Origin of the sequence: Oceanobacillus caeni, assembly GCF_019037185.1 — a bacterium.
GTDB classification, from domain to species: domain Bacteria; phylum Bacillota; class Bacilli; order Bacillales; family Amphibacillaceae; genus Oceanobacillus; species Oceanobacillus caeni.
The window spans coordinates 1-541 of sequence record NZ_JAHHXM010000089.1 but is presented as its reverse complement, the minus strand read 5'-3'; the positions used below and the strand labels follow the sequence as shown (position 1 = coordinate 541).

Here is a 541-nt window from a genome sequence, read left to right as displayed (position 1 = left end):
GCATTTGGGTTCGTGGTGGTGAATAAAGTGGCGAATCGGGAAAAATAAAGCTATTAAAGCTCCCTATTCGCACACACAGCGTACCACGAACCATCTCTTCTAAGCTCTCGTTGGTCGGGGCCCCTATCCCCAACACAACGAATCGCCAAGAAGAGGCATGCCTAGCAAGGGCAAGCAGCTCCGCTGTGGCTCCCTGCGTGCATTTTTAACTGGCATAACGCTTCATGTATTTTACGGGACTTGTTTGTAATTTTGTGTTGATTCGATTATGATTAAAGTAATGGATATATTGGTTTGCCGCATTTTGAACTTCAAATACATTCTTTGCATTTTCAAAGAAGCATTCTATTTCACACTTGTAATGACTAAAGAAGTTCTCAATGCATGCGTTGTCCCAGCAATTGCCTTTGCGAGACATAGATGGGGTGAGGCCCATCTCTTTGACACGCATTTGATAACCAGCGTTTGTGAATTGTGTGCCTTGATCACTATGTAGAATGGCACCTTTCACAAACTTTTTTTCTTTTAAACGATTTAATGC

The 541-nt window shown here is 42.5% G+C and carries 1 protein-coding gene; it reads right to left on the bottom strand.

What is annotated here, in order from left to right; all coding sequences use genetic code 11:
- Positions 1–205: 205 nt before the first annotated feature.
- The coding region (locus KM885_RS17800; RefSeq protein ID WP_216884349.1) for an IS3 family transposase at positions 206–541 on the bottom strand (336 nt) is incomplete at its 5' end.